Source organism: Pseudomonas sp. IT-P176, assembly GCF_949767245.1.
Classification (GTDB): Bacteria; Pseudomonadota; Gammaproteobacteria; order Pseudomonadales; family Pseudomonadaceae; genus Aquipseudomonas.
In genome coordinates, this window is sequence record NZ_CATKPN010000057.1 from 62,310 (window position 1) to 83,809 (window position 21,500).

General features: G+C 61.2%; 21 protein-coding genes. 8 read left to right on the forward strand and 13 right to left on the reverse strand.

Annotated elements, in window-relative coordinates:
• Nucleotides 1-144 precede the first annotated feature (144 nt).
• The 9 genes from hflC to ACM6IP_RS16785 form a co-directional block, all read right to left on the reverse strand.
• Nucleotides 145-1,014 carry a protease modulator HflC gene (gene hflC / locus ACM6IP_RS16745; RefSeq protein ID WP_095169571.1) on the reverse strand — a complete coding sequence of 290 codons (870 nt, stop codon included), beginning with the start codon at nt 1,012-1,014 and terminating at the stop codon, nt 145-147.
• Entirely contained in the window at nt 1,014-2,180 is a 1,167-nt protein-coding gene (hflK, locus tag ACM6IP_RS16750) for an FtsH protease activity modulator HflK (protein WP_095169572.1), read from the reverse strand. The genes hflC and hflK overlap by 1 nt, the downstream gene beginning before the upstream one ends.
• Before the next feature lie 96 nt (nt 2,181-2,276).
• On the reverse strand, nt 2,277-3,578 hold the full coding sequence (gene hflX / locus ACM6IP_RS16755) for a ribosome rescue GTPase HflX (protein WP_095169573.1): 1,302 nt from the start codon (nt 3,576-3,578) through the stop codon (nt 2,277-2,279).
• Between the two features lie 12 nt (nt 3,579-3,590).
• Nucleotides 3,591-3,851, reverse strand: a complete 261-nt coding sequence (hfq, locus tag ACM6IP_RS16760) for an RNA chaperone Hfq (RefSeq protein ID WP_010221594.1) — start codon at nt 3,849-3,851, stop codon at nt 3,591-3,593.
• A gap of 96 nt (nt 3,852-3,947) precedes the next feature.
• On the reverse strand, nt 3,948-4,919 hold the full coding sequence (gene miaA, locus ACM6IP_RS16765) for a tRNA (adenosine(37)-N6)-dimethylallyltransferase MiaA (RefSeq protein WP_095169574.1): 972 nt from the start codon (nt 4,917-4,919) through the stop codon (nt 3,948-3,950).
• The gene (gene mutL / locus ACM6IP_RS16770) at nt 4,919-6,841 is read right to left on the reverse strand and encodes a DNA mismatch repair endonuclease MutL (RefSeq protein WP_414861903.1); all 1,923 of its coding nucleotides are present in this window, start codon (nt 6,839-6,841) and stop codon (nt 4,919-4,921) included. Before mutL ends, miaA begins: the two co-directional genes overlap by 1 nt.
• Nucleotides 6,838-8,274: an N-acetylmuramoyl-L-alanine amidase gene (locus tag ACM6IP_RS16775; RefSeq protein ID WP_202982087.1), complete on the reverse strand. Its 1,437-nt coding sequence runs from the start codon at nt 8,272-8,274 to the stop codon at nt 6,838-6,840. The genes mutL and ACM6IP_RS16775 overlap by 4 nt, the downstream gene beginning before the upstream one ends.
• 3 nt (nt 8,275-8,277) lie before the next feature.
• A complete protein-coding gene (gene tsaE, locus ACM6IP_RS16780) occupies nt 8,278-8,748 on the reverse strand; it encodes a tRNA (adenosine(37)-N6)-threonylcarbamoyltransferase complex ATPase subunit type 1 TsaE (protein WP_095169577.1) in 471 nt (156 codons plus the stop codon).
• Complete coding sequence (locus ACM6IP_RS16785; RefSeq protein WP_414861904.1) at nt 8,736-9,596, reverse strand: NAD(P)H-hydrate dehydratase; 861 nt, start codon at nt 9,594-9,596, stop codon at nt 8,736-8,738. Before ACM6IP_RS16785 ends, tsaE begins: the two co-directional genes overlap by 13 nt.
• 63 nt (nt 9,597-9,659) lie before the next feature.
• Here ACM6IP_RS16785 and queG point away from each other — a divergent pair, with 63 nt between their 5' ends.
• Entirely contained in the window at nt 9,660-10,730 is a 1,071-nt protein-coding gene (gene queG / locus ACM6IP_RS16790; RefSeq protein WP_095169579.1) for a tRNA epoxyqueuosine(34) reductase QueG, read from the forward strand.
• Here the strand turns inward: queG and ACM6IP_RS16795 are convergent.
• Nucleotides 10,712-11,323 (reverse strand): trimeric intracellular cation channel family protein, encoded by a 612-nt coding sequence (locus ACM6IP_RS16795; protein ID WP_095169580.1) that lies wholly within the window; start codon nt 11,321-11,323, stop codon nt 10,712-10,714. The genes queG and ACM6IP_RS16795 overlap by 19 nt on opposite strands.
• A gap of 89 nt (nt 11,324-11,412) precedes the next feature.
• Nucleotides 11,413-11,955, reverse strand: coding sequence for an oligoribonuclease (gene orn / locus ACM6IP_RS16800; protein WP_095169581.1), 543 nt, complete (start codon nt 11,953-11,955; stop codon nt 11,413-11,415).
• 107 nt (nt 11,956-12,062) lie between these two features.
• On the opposite strand from orn, the gene rsgA reads away from it, so the two are divergent.
• The 4 genes from rsgA to ACM6IP_RS16820 all read left to right on the forward strand — a co-directional run bounded on the left by rsgA (nt 12,063) and on the right by ACM6IP_RS16820 (nt 15,166).
• On the forward strand, nt 12,063-13,094 hold the full coding sequence (rsgA, locus tag ACM6IP_RS16805) for a small ribosomal subunit biogenesis GTPase RsgA (RefSeq protein WP_095169582.1): 1,032 nt from the start codon (nt 12,063-12,065) through the stop codon (nt 13,092-13,094).
• Between the two features lie 211 nt (nt 13,095-13,305).
• Entirely contained in the window at nt 13,306-13,713 is a 408-nt protein-coding gene (locus tag ACM6IP_RS16810; protein WP_095169583.1) for a TIR domain-containing protein, read from the forward strand.
• A 2-nt stretch (nt 13,714-13,715) separates the two neighbouring features.
• Nucleotides 13,716-14,675 carry a caspase family protein gene (locus ACM6IP_RS16815; RefSeq protein WP_095169584.1) on the forward strand — a complete coding sequence of 320 codons (960 nt, stop codon included), beginning with the start codon at nt 13,716-13,718 and terminating at the stop codon, nt 14,673-14,675.
• A complete protein-coding gene (locus tag ACM6IP_RS16820) occupies nt 14,675-15,166 on the forward strand; it encodes a toll/interleukin-1 receptor domain-containing protein (protein WP_095169585.1) in 492 nt (163 codons plus the stop codon). The genes ACM6IP_RS16815 and ACM6IP_RS16820 overlap by 1 nt, the downstream gene beginning before the upstream one ends.
• Nucleotides 15,167-15,217: 51 nt before the next feature.
• On the opposite strand, the gene motB is transcribed toward ACM6IP_RS16820, so the two are convergent.
• On the reverse strand, nt 15,218-16,246 hold the full coding sequence (gene motB, locus ACM6IP_RS16825) for a flagellar motor protein MotB (RefSeq protein WP_414861905.1): 1,029 nt from the start codon (nt 16,244-16,246) through the stop codon (nt 15,218-15,220).
• 3 nt (nt 16,247-16,249) lie between these two features.
• Nucleotides 16,250-17,101, reverse strand: a complete 852-nt coding sequence (motA, locus tag ACM6IP_RS16830; RefSeq protein ID WP_095169587.1) for a flagellar motor stator protein MotA — start codon at nt 17,099-17,101, stop codon at nt 16,250-16,252.
• 166 nt (nt 17,102-17,267) lie between these two features.
• Here motA and ACM6IP_RS16835 point away from each other — a divergent pair, with 166 nt between their 5' ends.
• The 3 genes from ACM6IP_RS16835 to ACM6IP_RS16845 all read left to right on the forward strand — a co-directional run bounded on the left by ACM6IP_RS16835 (nt 17,268) and on the right by ACM6IP_RS16845 (nt 21,462).
• Entirely contained in the window at nt 17,268-18,797 is a 1,530-nt protein-coding gene (locus tag ACM6IP_RS16835) for an HDOD domain-containing protein (RefSeq protein ID WP_414861906.1), read from the forward strand.
• Nucleotides 18,798-18,948: 151 nt separating this feature from the next.
• Nucleotides 18,949-20,235 (forward strand): lipopolysaccharide biosynthesis protein, encoded by a 1,287-nt coding sequence (locus ACM6IP_RS16840; protein WP_159993435.1) that lies wholly within the window; start codon nt 18,949-18,951, stop codon nt 20,233-20,235.
• A 171-nt stretch (nt 20,236-20,406) separates the two neighbouring features.
• On the forward strand, nt 20,407-21,462 hold the full coding sequence (locus ACM6IP_RS16845) for a GDP-mannose 4,6-dehydratase (RefSeq protein ID WP_414861907.1): 1,056 nt from the start codon (nt 20,407-20,409) through the stop codon (nt 21,460-21,462).
• Nucleotides 21,463-21,500 lie beyond the last annotated feature (38 nt).

The following is a 21,500-nucleotide window of genomic DNA, read 5'->3' on the forward strand; positions in this document are numbered from 1 at the left end:
CAACCCGACTGCACGCAATCAAACGTGCAGACGCAAAAAAGCCGGGAATTTCCCGGCTGCCGCATCATACACACGTTTTCCCAAAGGATCACCCCGCGAGAGGCTTTAGCCGCCCGGCGGGGTTCCTTTTGGATCAGTGTCGGATCAAGGCTTGGCTTTTTCCAGGTAACGGAAGAAGTCGCTGCTTGGATCCAGGACCATGACGTCGGATTTGTTCGCGAAGCTTTCACGGTAGGCGCGCAGGCTACGGTAGAACGCGTAGAACTCCTGGTCCTGGCCGTAGGCCTTGGAGTAGATCGAAGCGGCCTGGGCATCACCGTCACCGCGAACCTCTTCGGATTCACGATAGGCTTCAGCCAACAGTACGCGGCGCTGACGATCGGCGTCGGCACGGATGCCTTCTGCCAGCTCGTTACCCTTGGCACGGTGCTCACGGGCTTCACGCTCACGCTCGGTGCTCATACGCTCGAACACGCTGCGGTTCACTTCCTTCGGCAGGTCGATGGTCTTGACCCGAACATCGACAACTTCGATGCCCAGCTCTTGTTCCGCCATCTTGTTCAACGAAGCCGTGATATCCGCCATCAGCGCATCACGCTCACCAGACACCACCTCGTGCAGGGTGCGCTTACCAAACTGGTCACGCAGGCCCGATTCCAGACGGCGGGACAAACGCTCGTCGGCAATCTGCTTGAGGCCGGATGTCGCGGTGTAGAAGCGCTCGGCATCCTTGACTCGCCACTTGGCGTACGCATCGACCATCACGGCTTTCTTTTCCAGCGTCAGGAAACGCTGTGTCGGTGCATCCAGGGTCATCAGGCGTGCGTCAAATTTACGCACCTGGTTAACGTAGGGCACTTTCACATGCAGGCCTGGCTGGACATCAGCCTGGACCACGCGGCCGAACTGCAGCAACACCGCACGCTCGGTCTGAGCCACGATGTAGAAGCAGTTCCAGGCAGCGATCGCCACGACAACGCCGACAATAAGGGCGATCAGCGATTTATTGCTCATCAGCGACTCTCCCTGGTACGTGCCTGTTGCTGCAGATCTGCTGCCGCACGCGCATTCGCTTCATTGCTGCTGGCCGCGGCACCGGTCGCCGGAGCGCTGGCAGGACGGCCACTGTCGATCATCTTGTCCAGCGGCAAGTACAGCAGATTGCTCTGGCCATTCTTGTTGCCGGTCACGAGAACCTTGCTGGTGTTGCTGAAGACTTCCTGCATGGTGTCCAGGTACAGACGCTCACGAGTGACTTCCGGGGCCTTGCGGTACTCGGCCACCAGCTTGGTGAAGCGGTCGGCCTCACCCTTGGCGCGCGAGACTGTTTCGTCACGGTAACCGTTGGCGTCTTCGATGATGCGTTGGGCCTGACCACGCGCTTCCGGCACGACGCCGTTGGCATAGGTTTCAGCCTGGTTGCGCGAACGCTGCTCGTCTTCACGGGCACGGATCACGTCATCGAAGGCTTCCTGCACTTCACGCGGTGCCGCTGCGTTCTGTACGTTGACCTGGGTCACGGTGATACCGGTGCGATAGGTATCGAGGAAGCGTTGCAGACGCTCCTTGATTTCGCTGGCCATCAATTCACGACCTTCAGTCAGCACCTGGTCCATGGCGGTAGAACCCACCACGTGGCGCAGGGCACTGTCGGTTGCGTGCTGGAGGCTGATTTCCGGCTGATCGACGTTCAGCACGAAGTCCTGCAGGTTGCTGATCTTGTACTGCACGGTCAGCGGCACTTCGACGATGTTCTCGTCTTCAGTCAGCATTTGACCCTGCTTGGTATAGGCACGCTCACGCGTGACGTTTTCCATGTACTTCTTGTCGATCGGCGGGAGGTAGATGTTCAGGCCCGGGCCAACGGTCTCGTAGTACTTGCCGAAGCGCAGCACTACGGCTTGCTCCTGCTCGTCGACCACATAAACCGCGCTGTACAGCCACACGGCCGCCAGCACGACGAGGCCGATGCCGAGCAGGCCATAACCGCCGCCCTTGCTCGAACTACCGCCATCGTCACCACGTTTCTTACCACCACCGAACAACCCATTCAGGCTTTCCTGCAGCTTTCGGAAGGCCTCGTCGAGATCTGGCGGCCCCTTGCGGTCGCCATTATTGCGGCGCTTACCACCCCAAGGATCCTGATTATTCGAGTTGCCACCCGGCTCATTCCAAGCCATAGCGCTCTCCATCTGATAAAGCAAAGACGCACCCACGGCGCGCCGACCAATGCTACAGAATGCCCGTCATAGCGGCACAACCGCTTTTTCAGGCTTTTATTGCAAAGTGTGTTGCTCGATGAATTCCAGCGGCTGCATCCCCTCGCGGCTCACCAGTCGATTGAGTTCGACCCGTGGCAAACGAACGTCCAGCAAACTGATGCCTTCTTCGTCGTATTCTTCTTTCTGTACTGCGCCCAGCTCGAAGAACTGTGCACGCAGTCGAGCGAATCGTTGCGGCAAACGCAATGTACCCACAAACAACTCACTGCCCAGCAACTCGGCAATCGCTTGCTCAAGTAATTCCAGGCCACTGCCATCACGCGCCGAGAGCCAGACCCGTTGCGGCTTGCCATCGGCATCGCGCTGGATTTGTGGCTCAACGCCTTCAAGCAAATCGAGTTTGTTATAGACCTCGAGGATCGGCAAGTCCTGAGCCCCAATCTCGCCCAGCACCACCATCACCTGCTCGATCTGCAACATGCGATCCGGTTCGGCTGCATCGATCACGTGCAACAGCAAGTCGGAGTTGCTCGACTCTTCGAGCGTAGACCGAAATGCCTCGACCAGCTTGTGCGGCAAGTGGCGGATGAAACCCACAGTGTCCGCCAGGACAATCGGCCCCAGGTCGTCCAGTTCCAGACGGCGCAAGGTCGGGTCCAGCGTGGCAAACAACTGGTCAGCCGCGTACACGTCGGATTTAGTGACGTTGTTGAAGAGCGTGGATTTACCGGCGTTGGTATACCCCACCAGAGACACGGTAGGAATATCTGCACGCGATCGACCCCGTCGCGATTGCTCGCGCTGGCTACGCACTTTTTCCAGCCGCCCCTTGATCTGTCGCAGGCGAACCCGCAGCAGGCGGCGGTCGGTTTCCAACTGGGTTTCACCCGGGCCACGCATGCCGATACCGCCACCCTGACGCTCAAGGTGAGTCCAGCCACGAACCAGGCGGGTGCTCATGTGGTCAAGCTGGGCCAGTTCGACCTGGAGCTTGCCTTCATGGGTACGGGCGCGCTGGGCGAAAATATCAAGAATCAGACCGGTACGGTCGATCACGCGACACTCGAAAACACGTTCGAGGTTACGTTCCTGACTGGGCGTGAGGATGTGATTGAAAATTACCAGATCGGCCTTTTCGGCATGGACCAGGTCGCGTAGCTCCTCGACCTTGCCGCTGCCAATCAGGAATTTGGCGGTTGGCCGATGACGCGGCACGTTAAAAAACGCAACGGTCTCGGCGCCCGCCGAATTAGCCAGTTCCTGAAACTCCTGCGGATCTTCGCGCGCCTCAGGGTCCTGTCCATCCAAGTGAACAAGGATCACTCGTTCACCACCACCGTGGCGCTCAAAGAACAAAGGAGACTCCTATCAGGCGTTACCTGGCTCAGCGTCACCCTGTTCGGATTCGGTTGCGCTAGGCAGACGAATTGGACGAACCGGTACCACTGTAGAGATAGCGTGCTTGTAGACCATCTGGCTGACGGTGTTCTTCAGCAGGATGACGAACTGGTCGAACGACTCGATCGTGCCTTGCAGTTTGATCCCGTTGACCAGGTAGATGGAAACCCCAACTTTCTCTTTACGTAAAGTATTCAAGTAAGGGTCTTGTAGCGAATGCCCTTTTGACATGTGCCGCACTCCTTTAAGGATTTAATAATAAAAAAATAGGTAAGCAGAAAGCTTTCAGCCGTCACACCCCCAAGGATAGACGGCAATTGCAAGGACTCAGCTCAATATGGAGACCGATCCCAAGTATTTCAAGGCGCGTGGCAGATTGTCGCAATCGAGGCTGTCCAGCCAGTGCAAATCAGCCCAACTGCGCAGCCAGGTGAACTGGCGCTTCGCCAATTGGCGCGTGGCAATGATTCCACGCTCCTGCATCTCGGCTGACGTCAGCTTGCCATCCAGGTAATCCCAGACTTGTCGGTAGCCTACAGCGCGTATAGACGGCAACCCCGAATGCAGGTCACTTCTTTTACGCAGGGCTACGACCTCGTCAATGAACCCCTGTTCCAACATTTGTGTGAATCTTTGTTTAATTCGCTCATGCAGCACCTGGCGATTTGCCGGGGCAATGGCCAAGTTTGCGACAGTATAGGGCAATTGTGGGCGTCCCGAAGCGCCTGCTTCAGTACTTTGCGCAGATTGTCGTGCGCGCAGCTCGGTCATGCTCTGGCCGCTGGCCCGATAGACTTCCAGCGCCCGACTCAGGCGCTGCGGATCGTTGGGGTGAATGCGGGCCGCGGAAACGGGGTCAATCACCGCCAATTGATCGTGCAGGGCCTGCCAGCCAAGGCGGGCCGCCTCTGCCTCGATCTCGGCACGAATCTGCGGGTCGGCAGCGGGCATCTCGGCCAGGCCGTCGATCAACGCCTTGTAATAAAGCATGGTGCCGCCCACCAGCAGCGGGATCTTGCCGCGCGCGGTGATCTCGGCCATGGCCTCGAGAGCATCGCGGCGGAAATCCGCGGCCGAATAGGCGTCGGCCGGGTCGAGAATATCGATCAGGCGGTGGGGAAACTCCGCCAGCAAGGCCTTTGAGGGCTTGGCCGTGCCGATATCCATGCCCCGGTAGACCAGCGCCGAATCGACGCTGATCAGCTCACAGGGCAGTACCTTGGTCAGCTCGATGGCCAAATCGGTCTTGCCCGCAGCGGTCGGGCCCATCAGGAAAATCGCTGGAGGGAGCTGGCTCATCAACGACCGCGCAAGAACAGTTTGTCCAGATCGTCCAGGCCCAATTGGGTCCAGGTCGGTCGGCCATGGTTGCATTGACCGCTGCGCTCGGTGTTTTCCATGTCACGCAGCAGACCGTTCATTTCCGGCAGGGCCAGGCGCCGGTTGGCGCGGATCGCGCCGTGGCAGGCCATGGTCCCGAGCAACTCGTTGAGGTGCGCCTGGATACGGTCGCTGGTGCCGTACTCCATCAAGTCCGCCAAAACGTCCTGCACCAGGCGATTGGCCTCGGCCTGCTTGAGCAGCGCCGGGATCTGCCGGATACCCAGGGTTTCCGGGCCCAGGCGCTGCAGCTCGAAGCCCAGGCGCTGGAACCAGCTGACGTGCTCTTCCGCACAGTCGGCTTCGCGCTGGCTGACTGCCAGGGATTCGGGCACCAGCAGCGGCTGGCCGCTCAGGCCTTCGCTGGCCATTGCCACCTTCAGGCGCTCATACATGATCCGCTCGTGGGCGGCGTGCATGTCCACCAGGACCAGGCCTTGGGCGTTTTCCGCAAGAATGTAGATGCCCTTGAGCTGCGCCAGGGCGTAGCCCAAGGGTGGAATGTCGTCCTGACCCTCCGGCAACGCCGCGGCATTCGCCTCGGGCAAGGGTGCAAAAAACTCGCGATAGGCCGCCTGGGCCTCAGCCACCGGCACGCCGACACCTTGGGGCCGTGGCGTGTATTGGTACTGATAACCGGCACCGGCACCCGAGCCCGGCGCAGCGCCGGTATTGAATGTCGGCTGGCCCTGGGGTTGCTCAAGCAGCGCATTGGCCGCCAGGCGCATTTCCCCTTGTGGACCGAACTCCCCGGCCTCGATCCCGGTGGGACGCACCATGCCGGCGACCGGCGCTGGCGCTGCCAACTGGTCTTCCGGACGCACATCGCCGAGGGCGCGGTGCAGAGTGCCATACAGGAAGTCGTGAACCATGCGCCCATCGCGAAAGCGCACTTCGTGTTTGGTCGGGTGCACGTTGACGTCGACCGCCGCCGGGTCGACTTCGAAAAACAGCGCGAAAGTCGGATGGCGTCCGTTGAACAGCACGTCGCGATACGCCTGGCGCACCGCATGGGCCACCAGCTTGTCGCGCACCGCACGGCCGTTGACGAAGAAATACTGCATGTCCGCCTGGCTGCGGTTGAAGGTCGGCAACCCGACCCAGCCCCACAGATGCAAGCCATTGCGCTCGATTTCGATCGGCAATGCCTGCTCCAGGAAACCCGAGCCGCAGATGGCTGCCACCCGCCGCGCACGGGCCGCATCATCATGGGCCTCGTGCAGGCTGAGGATGGTCTTGCCGTTGTGCCGCAGGTGGAAGGCCACATCAAAGCGCGCCAGTGCCAGGCGCTTGATCACTTCTTGCAGGTGATCGAATTCGGTCTTTTCAGTCTTGAGAAACTTGCGCCGCGCCGGGGTGTTGAAAAACAGGTCGCGCACTTCCACCGAGGTGCCCACCGGGTGGGCCGCCGGTTGGACCCGGGACGCCATGTCACGGCCTTCGGTCTCGACCTGCCAAGCCTGATCGGCATCCCGGGTGCGTGACGTCAGGGTCAGGCGCGCCACGGAACTGATGGAGGCCAGGGCCTCACCGCGAAACCCCAGGCTCATCACCTGCTCGAGGTCTTCCAGGTTGCGGATCTTGCTGGTGGCGTGACGGGCCAGAGCCAGGGGCAGGTCATCGGCCGGGATCCCCCGACCATCGTCGCGAACCCGCAGCAGCTTGACCCCACCCTGTTCGACATCGACATCAATGCGCCGGGCGCCGGAGTCGAGGCTGTTCTCCAGTAACTCCTTGATTACCGAGGCGGGGCGCTCGACTACTTCACCAGCGGCAATCTGGTTCGCCAGGCGCGGGCTGAGCAGTTCGATGCGCGCGCCGCTGTTCACCGAGTCGTTCATTCCTTGGCCGCCAGTTCGGTGCCGGGAATGTTCAGGTGCTGGCCGATCTTCAGCTCATCGGATGGCAGGTTGTTGGTGCTGCGCAAGCTGGCCGCAGACACCTGGTAGCGCACGGCGATCATCGCCAGGGTCTCGCCCGGGCGCACGGTATGGTCCCGTGGGCCCTGGGCGATTTTCCCGGAATCGCGCAGCCAGGCAATGTAGGTGCCCGGTGGCGGGTTTTGCTGGAAGAACTGCCGAACGCCACTGCTGATGGAGCGGGCAAGTGCCTGTTGGTGGCTCGGGGCGGCCAGTTTCGAGGCTTCGTTGGCATTGGAGATAAACCCGGTTTCCACCAGGATCGACGGAATATCCGGGGATTTCAGCACCATGAACCCGGCCTGCTCGACCCGTTGCTTGTGCAACGGCGTGACCCGGCCGATGTTGCTCAAGACCTTCTGGCCAACGTTGAGACTGGAGGTCAGCGACGCGGTCATCGACAGGTCGAGCAGGACCCCGGCAAGCATCCGGTCCTTGTCGTCGAGGCTGACGTTGCCGGCACCGCCGATCAAGTCGGAACGGTTTTCGCTGTCAGCCAACCAGCGCGCGGTCTCGGAAGTCGCACCACGGTCGGACAGGGCGAATACCGAAGCGCCGAAGGCCGCTTTCGACGGCGCGGCGTCGGCGTGGATCGAGACAAACAGGTCGGCGCCTTTCTTGCGGGCGATTTCGGTACGCCCACGCAACGGAATGAAATAGTCGCCGGTGCGGGTCAGTTCAGCGCGAAAGCCCTTGATGCCGTTGACCTGACGCTGCAGTTCACGGGCGATGGCCAACACCACGTCTTTCTCACGCTGGCCGCGTGAACCCGAGGCGCCTGGGTCTTCACCGCCGTGACCGGCGTCGATCACCACAATGATGTCACGCTTGCCGGGGGGCGCAGGTGGTGCGGGTGGCAGCTTGATTGCCGGCGCCGTCGGCGTCACCGGCACCGCCGGAATGGTCGCAACGCTGGGCGTCGGGGCCGGCGGCGGTGCGGCGTCGGCCGGGTTGTCGAACAGATCGACCACCAGGCGGTTGCCGTACTGCGCATTGGGCGGTAGCACGAAGCTTTTCGGGGTCACAGCCTTTTTCAGGTCGATGACCACCCGCAGGTCAGTCGGCGTACGTTGGGCCGAACGCATGGAGGTAATCGGGGTATTTGCGGTGGCGACGTTCAGCGGCGCGCCGAGCACGGCACCGTTGATGTCGATCACCAGGCGATCCGGGGCCGTCAGGGTAAAGACGCTGTGCTGGACAGTGCCAGACAGGTCAAACACCAGTCGCGTGTTGTCCGGTGCCCGCCACAGGCGAACACTGTTGACCTTGGTCGCGGCCACAGCGTCAACGGCCAGTGCCGTAAGCAGCATTCCTACGACAGCAACCAACGCGCGAAAGCGCATACCTAACCCCATCATTTATTTGAATTCCAATGCCAAAGCGGCACACCAGGTCTCGCCACGCGGGCTCTGGGGCAACAAACTCAGCGAACGTCCGCTGTCATGCGGGCTAATGGTAATGGTCAGGTCGGGCTTTGGCAAAAAGCCTGCACCTTTCTGGGGCCATTCGATCAGGCACAACGCATCGTCTTCGAGGTAATCACGAATACCCAGGTACTCCAGCTCTTCCGGGTCGACCAGCCGGTACAGGTCGAAGTGGAAGGCACGAATCTCACCGATTTCGTAGGGTTCGACCAATGTGAACGTAGGGCTTTTTACTGATCCTACATGGCCCAGGCCGCGAATGATGCCCCGGGACAGGGTGGTTTTACCCGCCCCCAGGTCGCCGTCCAGAAATACGATGCCATGCCCCTGGGTCACTTGGGCGATACGGGTGCCCAGCGCCACCATGGCGTCTTCATCGGCCAGATACAGGGTTACTTCAGACACGGTGCTTGCTCCTCCAGCAACTGACGAATGGCGGGAATCAGATCACTGGCCGCCAGCCCTCGGCCCAACTTACCTTCACGCTCGCCCGCCGTGGCATGCAGCCATACGGCCAGCGCAGCGGCCTCGAACGCGGCCATCCCCTGGGCCCGCAACGCCCCCAGCAAACCGGCCAGGACATCGCCCAGGCCTGCGGTGGCCATGGCCGGATGACCACGCTCGCAACGATAGACACGACCATCGGGACTGGCGATCAGAGTGCCCGCGCCTTTCAATACGGTGACTGCATCAAATCGTTGGCTCAACGCGCGCGCTACGCTAAGGCGGTCAGCCTGAACCTCGGCTGTCGAAATCCCCAATAGTCGTGCCGCCTCGCCTGGATGCGGGGTGATCACGCAGTCCTTGGGCAGACTGACTCCACCACGGGCCAACAGATTCAACGCATCGGCATCCCAGACCTGGGGCAGCGCTGCGTTGGCCGCTGCCGACAACAGGCTGCGCCCCCAGGCGCCCTGCCCCAGCCCAGGACCGACCACCAACACCGATGCCTGCTCCAGCAGACCCATCAACTGGTTCGCCGACGAGGTGCCAAGCACCATGGCTTCGGGCAACCGGGCCAGTGCCGCCGGCACATGTTCGCTGCGGGTGGCCAGCGAGACCAGCCCGGCCCCGCTGCGCAAGGCACTCTGGGCACTGAGCAGGATGGCGCCGCCAAAACCGCGGTCGCCGCCGATCAACAACACATGGCCAAACTGGCCTTTATGGGCGTTCGCCGAACGTGCGGCAAGTCTCGGCAAATGGCCGGGATCCAATGACTGAACGTCGGGTAAAGGGTGATTTGTCTGCGGCATGCGTCTTCGGGCTCCGATGTCTGGCAGAATTATACGCACCTCAGCTCCGGTTTCTCTTGTCTCATGCCTGCAATTACTACAGACCTCCCCGCGCTCGCCCAATCGATCAAGGACTGGGGCCGCGAACTGGGCTTTCAACAAGTCGGCATCAGCGGTCTGGACCTGGCTGAGCATGAGCAGCACCTGGAGCGCTGGCTTGCCGCTGGCTATCACGGCGAAATGGAATACATGGGCGCCCACGGCAGCAAACGCTCACATCCCGAGGAGCTGGTGCCGGGCACCTTGCGTGTGGTCTCGCTGCGCATGGACTACCTGCCAGGCGATACCAACATGGCGCAGTTACTGGCCCAACCGGAAAAAGCCTACGTCTCGCGCTACGCCCTGGGCCGCGACTACCACAAACTGATCCGCAAGCGCGTGCAGCAACTGGCAGAAAAGATCCAGGCGCTGATCGGCCCGTTCGGCTATCGCGCCTTCGTCGACAGTGCACCGGTGTTGGAAAAAGCCATCGCCGAGCAGGCCGGCCTGGGCTGGATCGGGAAAAACACCCTGGTGCTGAACCGCAAGGCCGGCAGCTACTTCTTTTTGAGCGAACTGTTCGTCGACCTGCCGTTGCCCGTGGACCCGCCCCACAGCACGGAACATTGCGGGCGCTGCACCGCCTGCCTGGACATCTGCCCGACCAACGCCTTTGTCGGCCCCTACGTACTGGATGCGCGACGCTGTATTTCCTACCTGACCATCGAACTGAAAGGCCCGATTCCCGAAGAATTGCGTCCGTTGATCGGTAACCGGGTGTTCGGCTGCGACGATTGCCAGATCGTCTGTCCCTGGAACCGCTTCGCCCGCCCCAGTGGCGAAAGTGACTTCAAGCCCCGCCACAACCTGGACAATGCCGGCCTGGCCGAGCTGTTCCTGTGGGATGAAGACAAATTCCTCAGCAGCACCGAAGGCTCGCCCCTGCGCCGCGCCGGTTATGAACGCTGGCTGCGCAACCTGGCCGTGGGCCTGGGTAACGCGCCGTCGAGCATTCCGGTGCTGGAAGCCTTGAAGGCCCGGGCCGAGCACCCTTCAGAACTGGTGCGCGAGCACGTGCAATGGGCCCTTGAGCAACATCAGGCTTCGTCGTTATAGACGAACTTGGGCATCTCCCAATGAAAGCGGATCGCCAGCAAGCGCAGCAGGAATCCGCCGAACAAGGTGATCAGGATCGCCTGCTCACCCGGCAGCTCCAGGTACAGGCAGAACATGTAGCACCAGGCAGCCGCAAACGAGACGCTGGCGTAAAGCTCGCGACGGAAGATCAGCGGGATGTCGTTGCAGAAGATGTCGCGCAGGATGCCGCCGAATACCCCAGTGATCACCCCGCTGACAGACGCCACCAGCATGCCGTGGCCCATTTCCAGGGCGGTCATGCAGCCGATCAGGGTAAAGGCCACCAGCCCCACGGCGTCTAGCACCAGGAACAGCGAGCGCAGGTGGCGCATCCAACGCGCGGTGAACACCGTGAACATCGCCGCCACCGACGTCAGCACCAGGTACTCCGGGTGCTTGACCCAGGTCAGCGGGTAATGCCCCAGCAACACATCACGCACCGAACCGCCGCCCAGGGCGGTGACGCAGGCGATCAGCACCACCCCGAACCAATCCATGCCCCGACGGCCGGCAGACAACGCGCCAGTCATGGCTTCAGCGGTAATGGCAATCAGGTAGAGCATCAGCAACATGGTGGCGGTCCTTGCAGGAAGGCGCGCAGTCTAGCCATTTCGGATCCGCACCAGAAGAGGGCATATGCTGATCAGCCTGCTTTGCTGGGTCAGGCCTTGATGAAATGCTGGCGGTAGTGCTGCAGCTCGGCGATGGATTCGCGGATGTCGTCCAGGGCCAGGTGGGTGCTGCCCTTCTTGAAGCTGTCGCGCACGTCCGGTGCCCAGCGGGCAGCCAACTCTTTGAGAGTCGAAACGTCGAGGTTGCGGTAGTGGAAATAGCTTTCCAGGGATTTCATGTGGGTATAAAGGAAGCGTCGGTCCTGGCAGATGCTGTTGCCGCAGATCGGCGACTTGCCCTTGGGTACCCACTGTTCCAGAAACGCGATCGTCTGGGCTTCGGCTTCGGCCATGCTGATGCGGCTGTCGCGCACCCGCTGGGTCAACCCGGAACCGCCGTGTTGACGGGTGTTCCACTCGTCCATGCCAGCCAGGATCTCGTCGCTGTGGTGAATCGCGATCACCGGGCCTTCAGCCAGGGTGTTGAGATTGCTGTCGGTGACAATCGTCGCCATCTCGATGATGACGTCGGTGTCAGGGTTCAGACCGGTCATTTCCAGATCGATCCAGATCAGATTCTGTGGGTTTTGCATGTGTCGGCTCCTAAGCAGTGTTGCGCAGTTTAGCCTAGGCAACCCCCTGGGCGTGCTAAACTCGCGGCCGTTTTACCTAATCGCTGCATTATCAACACGGAACACCCATGGCCAAACGCCAACTCAATCGTCGTCAAAACTGGCGCATCGAAAAAATTCAAGGCGAGCGCGCTGCCCGCGCCGCCAAACGCGAATCCAGCGCCGTGCAAGCGCTGGAGGGTGGCGACCTTGGTCCCGAGCAAACCGGCCTGGTCATCGCCCACTTCGGCGTCCAGGTCGAGGTCGAGGCTTGCGAAGGCGAACTGGCCGGCCAGGTGTTCCGCTGCCACTTGCGCGCCAACCTGCCCGCACTGGTAACCGGCGACCAGGTCGTCTGGCGTGCCGGCAACCAGGGCATCGGCGTGATCGTCGCGCAACTGCCGCGCAACACCGAGCTGTGCCGTCCGGACAGTCGCGGCCAACTGAAGCCGGTCGCGGCCAACGTCGACATGATCGTCATCGTCTTCGCCCCGCTGCCCGAGCCCCATGCCAACCTGATCGACCGCTACCTGGTAGCTGCCGAACACGCCGGCATCCGCCCGCTGTTGCTGCTCAACAAATTCGACCTGATCGACGAGCACAACGCCCCGGCGCTCAACGCCCTGCTGGCGGTGTACCGCACCCTCGGCTACCCGGTGCTGGAAGTCTCGGCGCACCACGGCAATGGCATGGAAACCCTGCAACAGCAGCTGGACGGACGCATCAGTGTGTTTGTCGGCCAGTCCGGCGTCGGCAAGTCGTCGCTGGTCAACAGCCTGCTACCGGAAGTCGAAACCCGCGTCGGGCCGCTGTCCGAGCTGTCTGGCCAAGGCACCCACACCACCACCACCGCGCGGTTGTTCCACTTCCCAGGTGGCGGTGAGCTGATCGACTCCCCGGGCATTCGTGAATTCGGCCTGGGCCACGTCAGCCGCGCCGACGTCGAAGCCGGCTTCATCGAGTTCAACGACCTGATCGGCACCTGCCGCTTTCGCGACTGCAAACACGACCGCGAACCTGGCTGCGCCCTGCTCAAGGCCCTGGAAGACGGCCGCGTGCAGCAGCAGCGGATGAACAGCTACCGTTCGATCATCGCCAGCCTGCCTGAAACCAGCTACTAAACAGACGCGCTCGCCGCTCCAGCACTGATGGAGCGGCGGGTGGTTCATGTCGCCCGACAAATCCCTGCACCTTTTAAACATCGGAATTTTCTGTAAGGCCCACGCACGCCTGCTTGTAGGGCGATTCTCTTTCTCTCTGCCGGTCTTGCGACGCCCATTCAAGTGCATACATTCAGTCTCTCTCGCATTCAGGCGATACCGAGGGAAACCCATGCAAACCTATCATCTGTTCATCAGCCACTCGTGGAACCACGCCGACAAACACGACCGGCTGGTGGAGTTGCTCAGCGCACACCCGAGCTTTTCCTTCAAGAACTTCTCGGTGCCGCCGCAGAATCCGATCGTCGGCGCCTTGAACGACATGCAACTGGAGCTGGCGATCGAAAACAAGATCCGCCCCTGCTCTGCGGTGTTGATCATGGCGGGCGTGTATTCGACGTACAGCAAGTGGATCAACAAGGAAATCGAGATTGCCAAACGCCTTGGCAAGGTGATCATCGCGATCAGGCCTTTCGCCGCCGAGCGCACGTCGACGGTGGTGCGTGACGCGGCGCACGCCGAATGTGCGTGGAACACCAACAGCATTGTCAACGCGATCCGCCAGCACACGGCGGTGTAACCATGCGCAAGGGATTGTTCATCGGGATCAACCACTACAGCCACGTCACCCAACTGAGCGGCTGCAACAACGACGCCATGGCCATGGCATCCCTGCTGGAGCGCCATGCCAGCGGCCGACCCAATTTCAGCAACAAGATCATGACCTCGGCCGAAGAAGTCCTGACCGGCCGGCTATTGAAGCAGAGCATTCAAGAGTTGTTCTCCGGGGATTGTGATGTCGCCCTGTTGTACTTCGCCGGCCACGGACAATTTGATACGAACATTGATGAGGGGTTGCTGATCCCCCAGGATTTCCAAGGCAGCGGTGACGGCATCCGCATCAGCGACATTCTCCTCTGGGCCGGCAATGCCACCCAGATCAAAAACAAAATCATCATTCTCGATTGCTGTGAAGCCGGCGCAGCCGCCGATGTCCGCGGCTTAAGGGGCGGCAGCAGCATGATCGGTGAGGGCTTGACCATCCTCACCGCGTGCAAGAAAGAGCAGCCAGCGATGGAGAGGGCCGGCCACGGCGTTTTTACCGGCCTGCTGCTGCAGGCATTGCATGGCGGCGCGGCCAACGTACTGGGCAAAGTCACGCCCGGCAGCGTCTACTCGTTTGTCGACAACGCGCTGGGCGCGTGGGAGCAGCGTCCAGTCTTCAAGACCAACGTGTCGCAATTCGTTGCCTTGCGCGAAGTCGCGCCACTGATCGCCGAGGACATACTGCGAAAACTGCCCCTCTGGTTTACCGAGCCAAGCTTTGTCTTCCCTCTGGACCCCAGCTTCGAACCCACCGACGCCGCCTTCGATCCGGAAAACGGCGACATTTTCGCCCAACTGCAAAAGTGCAATCGCCACAGCCTGGTCGAGCCAGTTGACGCCGAGCACATGTACTACGCCGCCATCAACGCCACCGGTTGCCGGCTCACTGCACTCGGCGCCTATTACCGCGAACTCGCGATCAAGGGACACTTCTGATGCCTGTGTTTATCAGCTACCGCCACACCGACCGCCCCATCGCCATGACCATCAACGAACGGCTGAGCCAGGCTGGGATAAAAACCTATCTGGATGTACTGGATCCTGAATCGCAAACCACCGACGACATCACCGGGGTGATTACCCGCAACATTACCGAGTGCAGCCATTTGCTCGCAGTGGTGTCGGACAAAACCGCGCACTCCTGGTGGGTACCCTTCGAAATTGGCGAGGCGACCATCAGTGACCGGCGAATCTGCTCATTCAAGACCGGCGCCGGAGAACTGCCCGAGTACCTCGACAAGTGGCCAAAACTGTCGAGGATTGCCGACCTCGATTTCTTTATCGACGCCTACCGCGACGAGCAGACAAGCAGACGCGCAATGACGCTGGACTCGATCGTCAGCAACGAGTCGCTACGCTCGAACAACCGGACTAATGCAGATCGCTTCCATACCGAACTCAAGGCCAGGGTCCGCCGCGGCTTTTGAAGCGAACGGCGAGCATGAAAAAGCCGACATCGCTGTCGGCTTTTTTATGGATCACTGCTTGGGGGCTTCAGATGGCTTGGGCAGCGGATCATCAAACAGATTCAAGCGCTCGCGCAGCTCATGGGCTGGCAGCGGTTGCTGGTCTGCGGGCAAGGCATCCGGGTCGACTGGCACTGCCGGCACTTCGCCCGGGGCCCCTTGGCCCTGGGTCGGCACCGGCGCCGGCTCGGCGCCTTGTTCACCTTCGATGGCACGCTGGGCCTTCTTGGTCAGGACCACAATGTCGATCCGGCGGTTGACCGGGTTGAACGGATTCTTGCGGTCGAACATGGCCGACGAAGCGTAGCCCACCACCCGCGCCACCTGCGTTTGCGGATAGCTGCCAGCCACCAGCGCTCGTCGCGCGGCGTTGGCACGGTTGGACGACAGCTCCCAGTTGCCGAAATCACCGCTGCCGGCATAGGGCTTGGCATCGGTGTGGCCGCTGATGCTGATCTTGTTGGGCACCGCCTTGATGGTGTCCGCCATGGCCAGCAGGATGTCTTCGAAGTACGGCTTGAGGCGTGCACTGCCGGAGTCGAACATCGGCCGGTTTTCCGAATCGATGATCTGGATGCGCAAGCCATCCGGGGTGATCTCGAACAGGATCTGGTCCTTGAATTTCTGCAGTTGCGGGTTTTCCTCGACCTTGTTCTGCAACTCCTGCAGCAGCAACTCGAGGCGTTCCTGCTCGACCTGTTCGGCCACGCCTTCGGCCTGCTCGGTATCGACCGTCACCTTGTCCGGCTGCGGCTGGAATTTGGCCTCAGGGTTGAGGGTCTTGTCCGGCGCCAGCTCCGGCGAACCGCCGAGGTCAATGACGTAGGGCGTACCGCTCTCGGTGAAGCCGATCGGGTCCTTGAAGTAGCCGGCAATGGCGATCTTCTGCTCCGGCGTGGCCGTGGACAGCAGCCACAGCACCAGGAAAAACGCCATCATCGCCGTCGCGAAGTCAGCGAACGCGATTTTCCAGGCACCCCCGTGATGCCCGGCCGCGATGCGCTTGACGCGCTTGATGATTATCGGCTGATTGTTTTCCATGACTCAGCGACCGCGAACTGCTTGTTCCAGCTCGGCGAAGCTAGGACGGTGCGCCGGGTACAGCACCTTGCGCCCGAATTCCACCGCCAGCGACGGCGGCATGCCGGAAGCCGAGGCCACCAGCGAGGCCTTGATGGCTTCGTAGACGTTCAGCTCTTCCTTGGCGTCGTGGGCCAGGGAATGGGCCAGCGGACCAAAAAAACCGTAGGCGGCGAGAATACCGAAGAAGGTCCCCACCAGTGCCGCACCGACGTGCAGGCCGATGGACTTCTGGTCGCCCTCACCCAGCGAGGCCATGGTGACCACGATCCCCAGTACCGCCGCGACGATACCAAAACCGGGCATCGCATCGGCAATGCCGTTGACTGCATGGGAGGGGTGTTCCAGGTCTTCCTTGAGACTGTACAGCTCCATGTCGAACAGGCCTTCGAGCTCATGGGGCGCCATGTTGCCGGACGACATGATGCGCAAGTAGTCGCAGATAAACGCAGTCATGCGCTCGTCCTTGAGCACCGTCGGGTACTTGGCAAAAATCGGGCTGGCGGCGGCGTCCTCGATATCCCCTTCAATCGCCATCATGCCTTCGCGGCGGCTCTTGTTGAGGATCTCGTAGATCAGGCCCAGCACCTCCAGATAGAAAGCGTGGGTGAAGCGTGTGCTGAACATGCTCAGGGACTTCTTGAGCACGTGCATGGTCATGTAGCCGGGGTTGGCCTGGAGGAATGCACCCAGGGCTGCGCCGCCGATGATCAACACCTCGAAGGGCTGGATCAGGGCGGCAATCTTGCCATGGGAAAGCACGTATCCGCCGAGCACGCTCGCGAATACGACGATGATGCCGATAATTTTAGCCATAGGTAGAAGGTACTTACTTAAGTCGGGTTCAAGGTCATATTCGGAAGTTAAACAATCTCTTCTTCTACTTATCGGCAAAACTGCGCCAGACTATAGCCAGTTATGGCGAAAAGCCAATTTGCCCCGCCCCGGGCGTGTTTGAAGTCAACGATGATCGCGCCCGACCATGGTTAATGAAACGAACGTCCCACCGGCAAGCCCCTCCACCCTGCAGGACTGGGTCCAGCGTCTCGACGCTGTGGTCTTGCCCGTACCGCAGGCCAGCCATGACCGCGTGTGCAAAGCCATCAACAGCAGTCGCAGCTCCCTGCGCGATATCGCCGACTTGATTCAGGGCAGTCCAGCCCTGGCCCTGAGCGTGATCCGCGAGGCCAATCGCCATGCCCACGGCAGCCTCAGCGAACCTTGTGAAAACCTGGAAGTGGCGCTCACTCGCCTGGGCCTCAAACGCACCGCCGAACTCCTGGCACGCCTGCCCGCCATGCCCGAGCGCGATATCCCGCCGGCACTGCGCAAGCTGCAACTGATCAGCCAGCACGCCTCGCAACAGGCCAACGGTTTTTTTGCCAGCCGCCTGGCGCGCCTGTGGCAGGACATCCACTGGGGCAGCCTGTTGTTTCTGGCCCCCCTGTGGCCGCTGGCCCTGAGTCACCCACAGTTGCTGCAGGAGTGGGAGCGCCGGGTGATCCACCAGGGCGAGGCAGCGCACAAGGTCGAAAAACAGCTGTTCGGGGTACGCCTGCTGGAACTCTGCCAGGTGCTGGTGGAGCTCTGGCGCTTGCCCTTCTGGGTCGCCCAGGGCTATCGCCTGCTGCTCACCGAGCAACGCGAGCTGGTGCAGGTGCTGCACATTGCCCGTGACGCCGACCATCCACTGCGCCAGCAAAACCGCCTGGATGACGATCCGACCTTGCGCCGCTGGCTCAACCAGCCCGCCAACAGCGTGCTGCTGGCCAACGGCCTGGCGCTGTCGGCCCAGCAATCCTGGGTCGGCCCGCACACCCGGCGCTGGCAGTACCTGACCAGCCTCTACCTGCAAATGCCGATGGATGAGGTGCAGCAGCAACAGCACCAACAGGCCGCGCAAAGCGCGCGCAACCACGGCCAGCCCGACCTCTGGCACCCGGCCGAGGCGCTGCTGTGGCCCTGGGAAGATGCCCAGGGCCGCGGCGAACAGGCTCCCGCCGCGCCCTCGGCCGAGGACCTGCAGCGCTGGCGCAAACACTGTGCCCAACTGCTGGCCGAGCCGAGCCCCTTCAGCAACGCCCTGCACCTGACCACCTGCGCCCGGGATGCCTTGGCGGCCTGCGGCATGCGCCGGGTCATGCTGCTGATGGCCGACCGCACCCAGAGCAACCTGCGCGTCCACCAGACTTGGGGCTTGCCCAAGGACAGCGCCACCCTGCAACTGGCGGTCGGCCAGAGCAGCGTGCTGCAGCGCTTGCTGGCGCAACCGGCACAATTACGCCTGACACCTGCCAACCATGCGCAGTTTTGCGCCCACTTGCCGGACAGCCTGCGCTCGCTGTTCGACGGCGAGCACTTGCTGCTGCGCTCGCTGACCAACAAAGGCAAAGTGATCATGCTGCTGGTCGCCGACCAGGGTGGCGGCGCGTTTGCCGACATCAGCGTCCAGGCGTTCGGCAAAACCGCGCAGTGCATCGAAAAGGCTCTCAATACCTATAGCGCGCGTTGATCCCTCGCTCATCCGCTTTTTCCGTCGACGGATTTGCCAATCTGGCGAAGTGATACTAATCCTTACTCACTAGCGATCATCCTGCGCAGCCCCTCCCCCGAGCAACGACGGGGAGTGATACGTCAACAGTCCATCTCCAAGGACAGCAATTATGTCTGGCAGTCATTCTTGGACACGACTGAGTCGTCGTGGATATGGCGTTTTCTGGGTGATCGGCGGCCAGGCGGCGCAGAGCCTGACCAGCTTCCTCACAGGCCTGGTGCTGGGTCGCTGCGTCTCGCAAGAAGCCCTGGGCGCCTACGCCCTGGGCTTGAGCTTCTGCTTCCTGATCATCTCGTTGGGCGACACGCTGATCGCGACGCCCTACACCTATCTGCGCGCCAGCGGCGAAGGGGAGCCGCACGCCCTGTTCAGCAGCGCCTTGTGGGGCAGCGCCGGACTCGGCCTGGTGGTGGCGTTGGTCTTGACCCTGCTGCACCAATTCGGGGCGGGCTTGCCCAGCGAGCTCTGGCCTGCCCTGCCCCTGGCGGTGATGGGCCTGGTGATGCGCGAATTTCTGCGGCGGCATTTCTACGTGATCAACCGCTCCAGGCAAGCCCTGATCCTCGACCTGACCAGTGCCATCGGCCAGTTGCTCGCCCTCGGGGTCTTAGCCTGGGGTGGATGGCTCAGCGCTGAAACAGTGTTCTTTGCCATCGCCGGGGTTTGCGCCCTGTCCTTTGCGCTGAACCTGCCGCAGGCCCAGGCGTCATTCTTCTGGCCGCCCATCAGGCAACTGGCGACTCAATGGCGTGCCTTCCTCGGCTATGGCGGCTGGCTGGTGGCCGGCGGGTTGTGCCATGTCGCCAGCGTGCAACTGTACCCCTGGCTAGCGCTGCTGGGGGGCGGCCAGGCGATGGCCGGCCTGTATGCGGCGTGCATCGCGGTCACCAACCTGATCAATCCGTTGCTGATCGCCCTGACCAATCATTTCCGCCCACGCTTCATTGCGCACTATCAAGAGGCAGGCCCGGCCCGTTTGCTCCGCTATATGCTGCTGCGGGCGTTGCCATTCCTGCTGCCGGCCCTGGGGTTCGTGCTGCTGGCGTGGCTGGCTGGGGAGCCGTTACTGGGCGTGCTGTACGGACCCGATTTCAGCAAAGGCGGGCCGGCGCTGGTGTACCTGGCCTTCGGCCTGCTGGCCGTGGCAGCCGCCGCACCGATACAGCTCGGGCTCCTGGCCTTGCGGGCGCCGGTGAGCAACCTGTTCTACCACGGCACCAACCTGACAGTGCTGCTGGTACTGGCCTTGATCTGGCACGACCGGTTGTCGCTTGAGCTGCTGGCCCAGTTCTATTGTGGCGCAAATGTTGCTGGCCTTTTGATGCTAGCGATTATGTTCCAAGTAATGGCAAAAAAAACTAACCGCTGCACTGGTGAAATACAGGTGAGTGACTAAAGTCAAACTTCGCCTAATGGCTATTAAGTATCAAAACGCCACAAGTTCGCTGTTGTCGTTGGAGCTATCTGTAACAAAAAACACTTATGGACCCTTGATCCGCGCAGTAGGGGTCGGCGAATGGATTGGACGTTTTATCAGACTCAGGTTTTTGGCCAAGGAGTTAACGTCATGCGCAAGATAGTAGTAACTGGCGGCGCCGGCTTTGCGGGCTCGCATATTGTCGACGAAGTTTGCCGGCATTTCTCTGACGCCAAAGTTGTGGTCTTCGATAAGATGACTTACGCCGGCGATGTTCGCAACATTTCCCATCACTTGTTTCCCAATCGCGTGCAGTTGCTGGTCGGCGATGTTGCCGACCTGGATATGTGCCGCCGGGTGGTCAAGGACGCTGACCTGGTGATCCATGCCGCAGCCGAAAGCCATGTGGATAACTCTTTCGGCAACTCCCTGGAGTTCACCCGGACCAATGTGCTGGGCACCCATGCGTTGATGGAAGCCTGCCGCCAGGAGAAGGTCAGGAAGATCGTCCATGTCAGCACCGACGAGGTCTACGGGCAGGTCATGGAAGGCGCGGCCAGTGAAAACGAGGTCTTGCGCCCCACCAACCCCTACTCATCCTCCAAGGCCGCGGCCGAGATGATCCTGCAGGGTTACCTGCAGTCCTACCACGAACCCATCGTGATCATCCGGGCCAACAACCTCTATGGCATCCGCCAGTTTCCGGAAAAGATCATCCCGCGTTTTATCTGCCACATGCTGACCGGACGCAAACTGACCCTGCATGGTAATGGCACCAATCGCCGGCACTACCTCAGTGCACAAGACTTCGCCGAAGCGGTGGTGTTCGTGGCTGAAAAAGGTGAAGTCGGCGAGGTCTACAATATCGGCACCACCGAGGAATATACCAACCTGCAAGTGGCCGAACTTATCAGCAAGGCCTTCGACAAACCCTCGCGCGAAGTCATTACCTATATCCCCGACCGGCCGTTCAACGACGGGCGTTACTCAGTGTCCTGGGACAAGCTCATGCACATGGGCTGGAAGCCCAAAAACAACCTGAGCGACGACATCAGCATGTTAGTCGACTGGTACCGCGACAACTTCGCGCGCTACCCGGAGTTGTTTGGCGAGTTGCCCGCGACCGCTACGGTCGAGGTCGAAGTCGCCGGCCTGCTGCCGGTACAGGAAGTCTCCAACGGGCTCTCCAAAGGCCTTAGTTCCTGACTCAGAGTTGTTGTCACTTGCGCAGTTGAGGCGAGGAT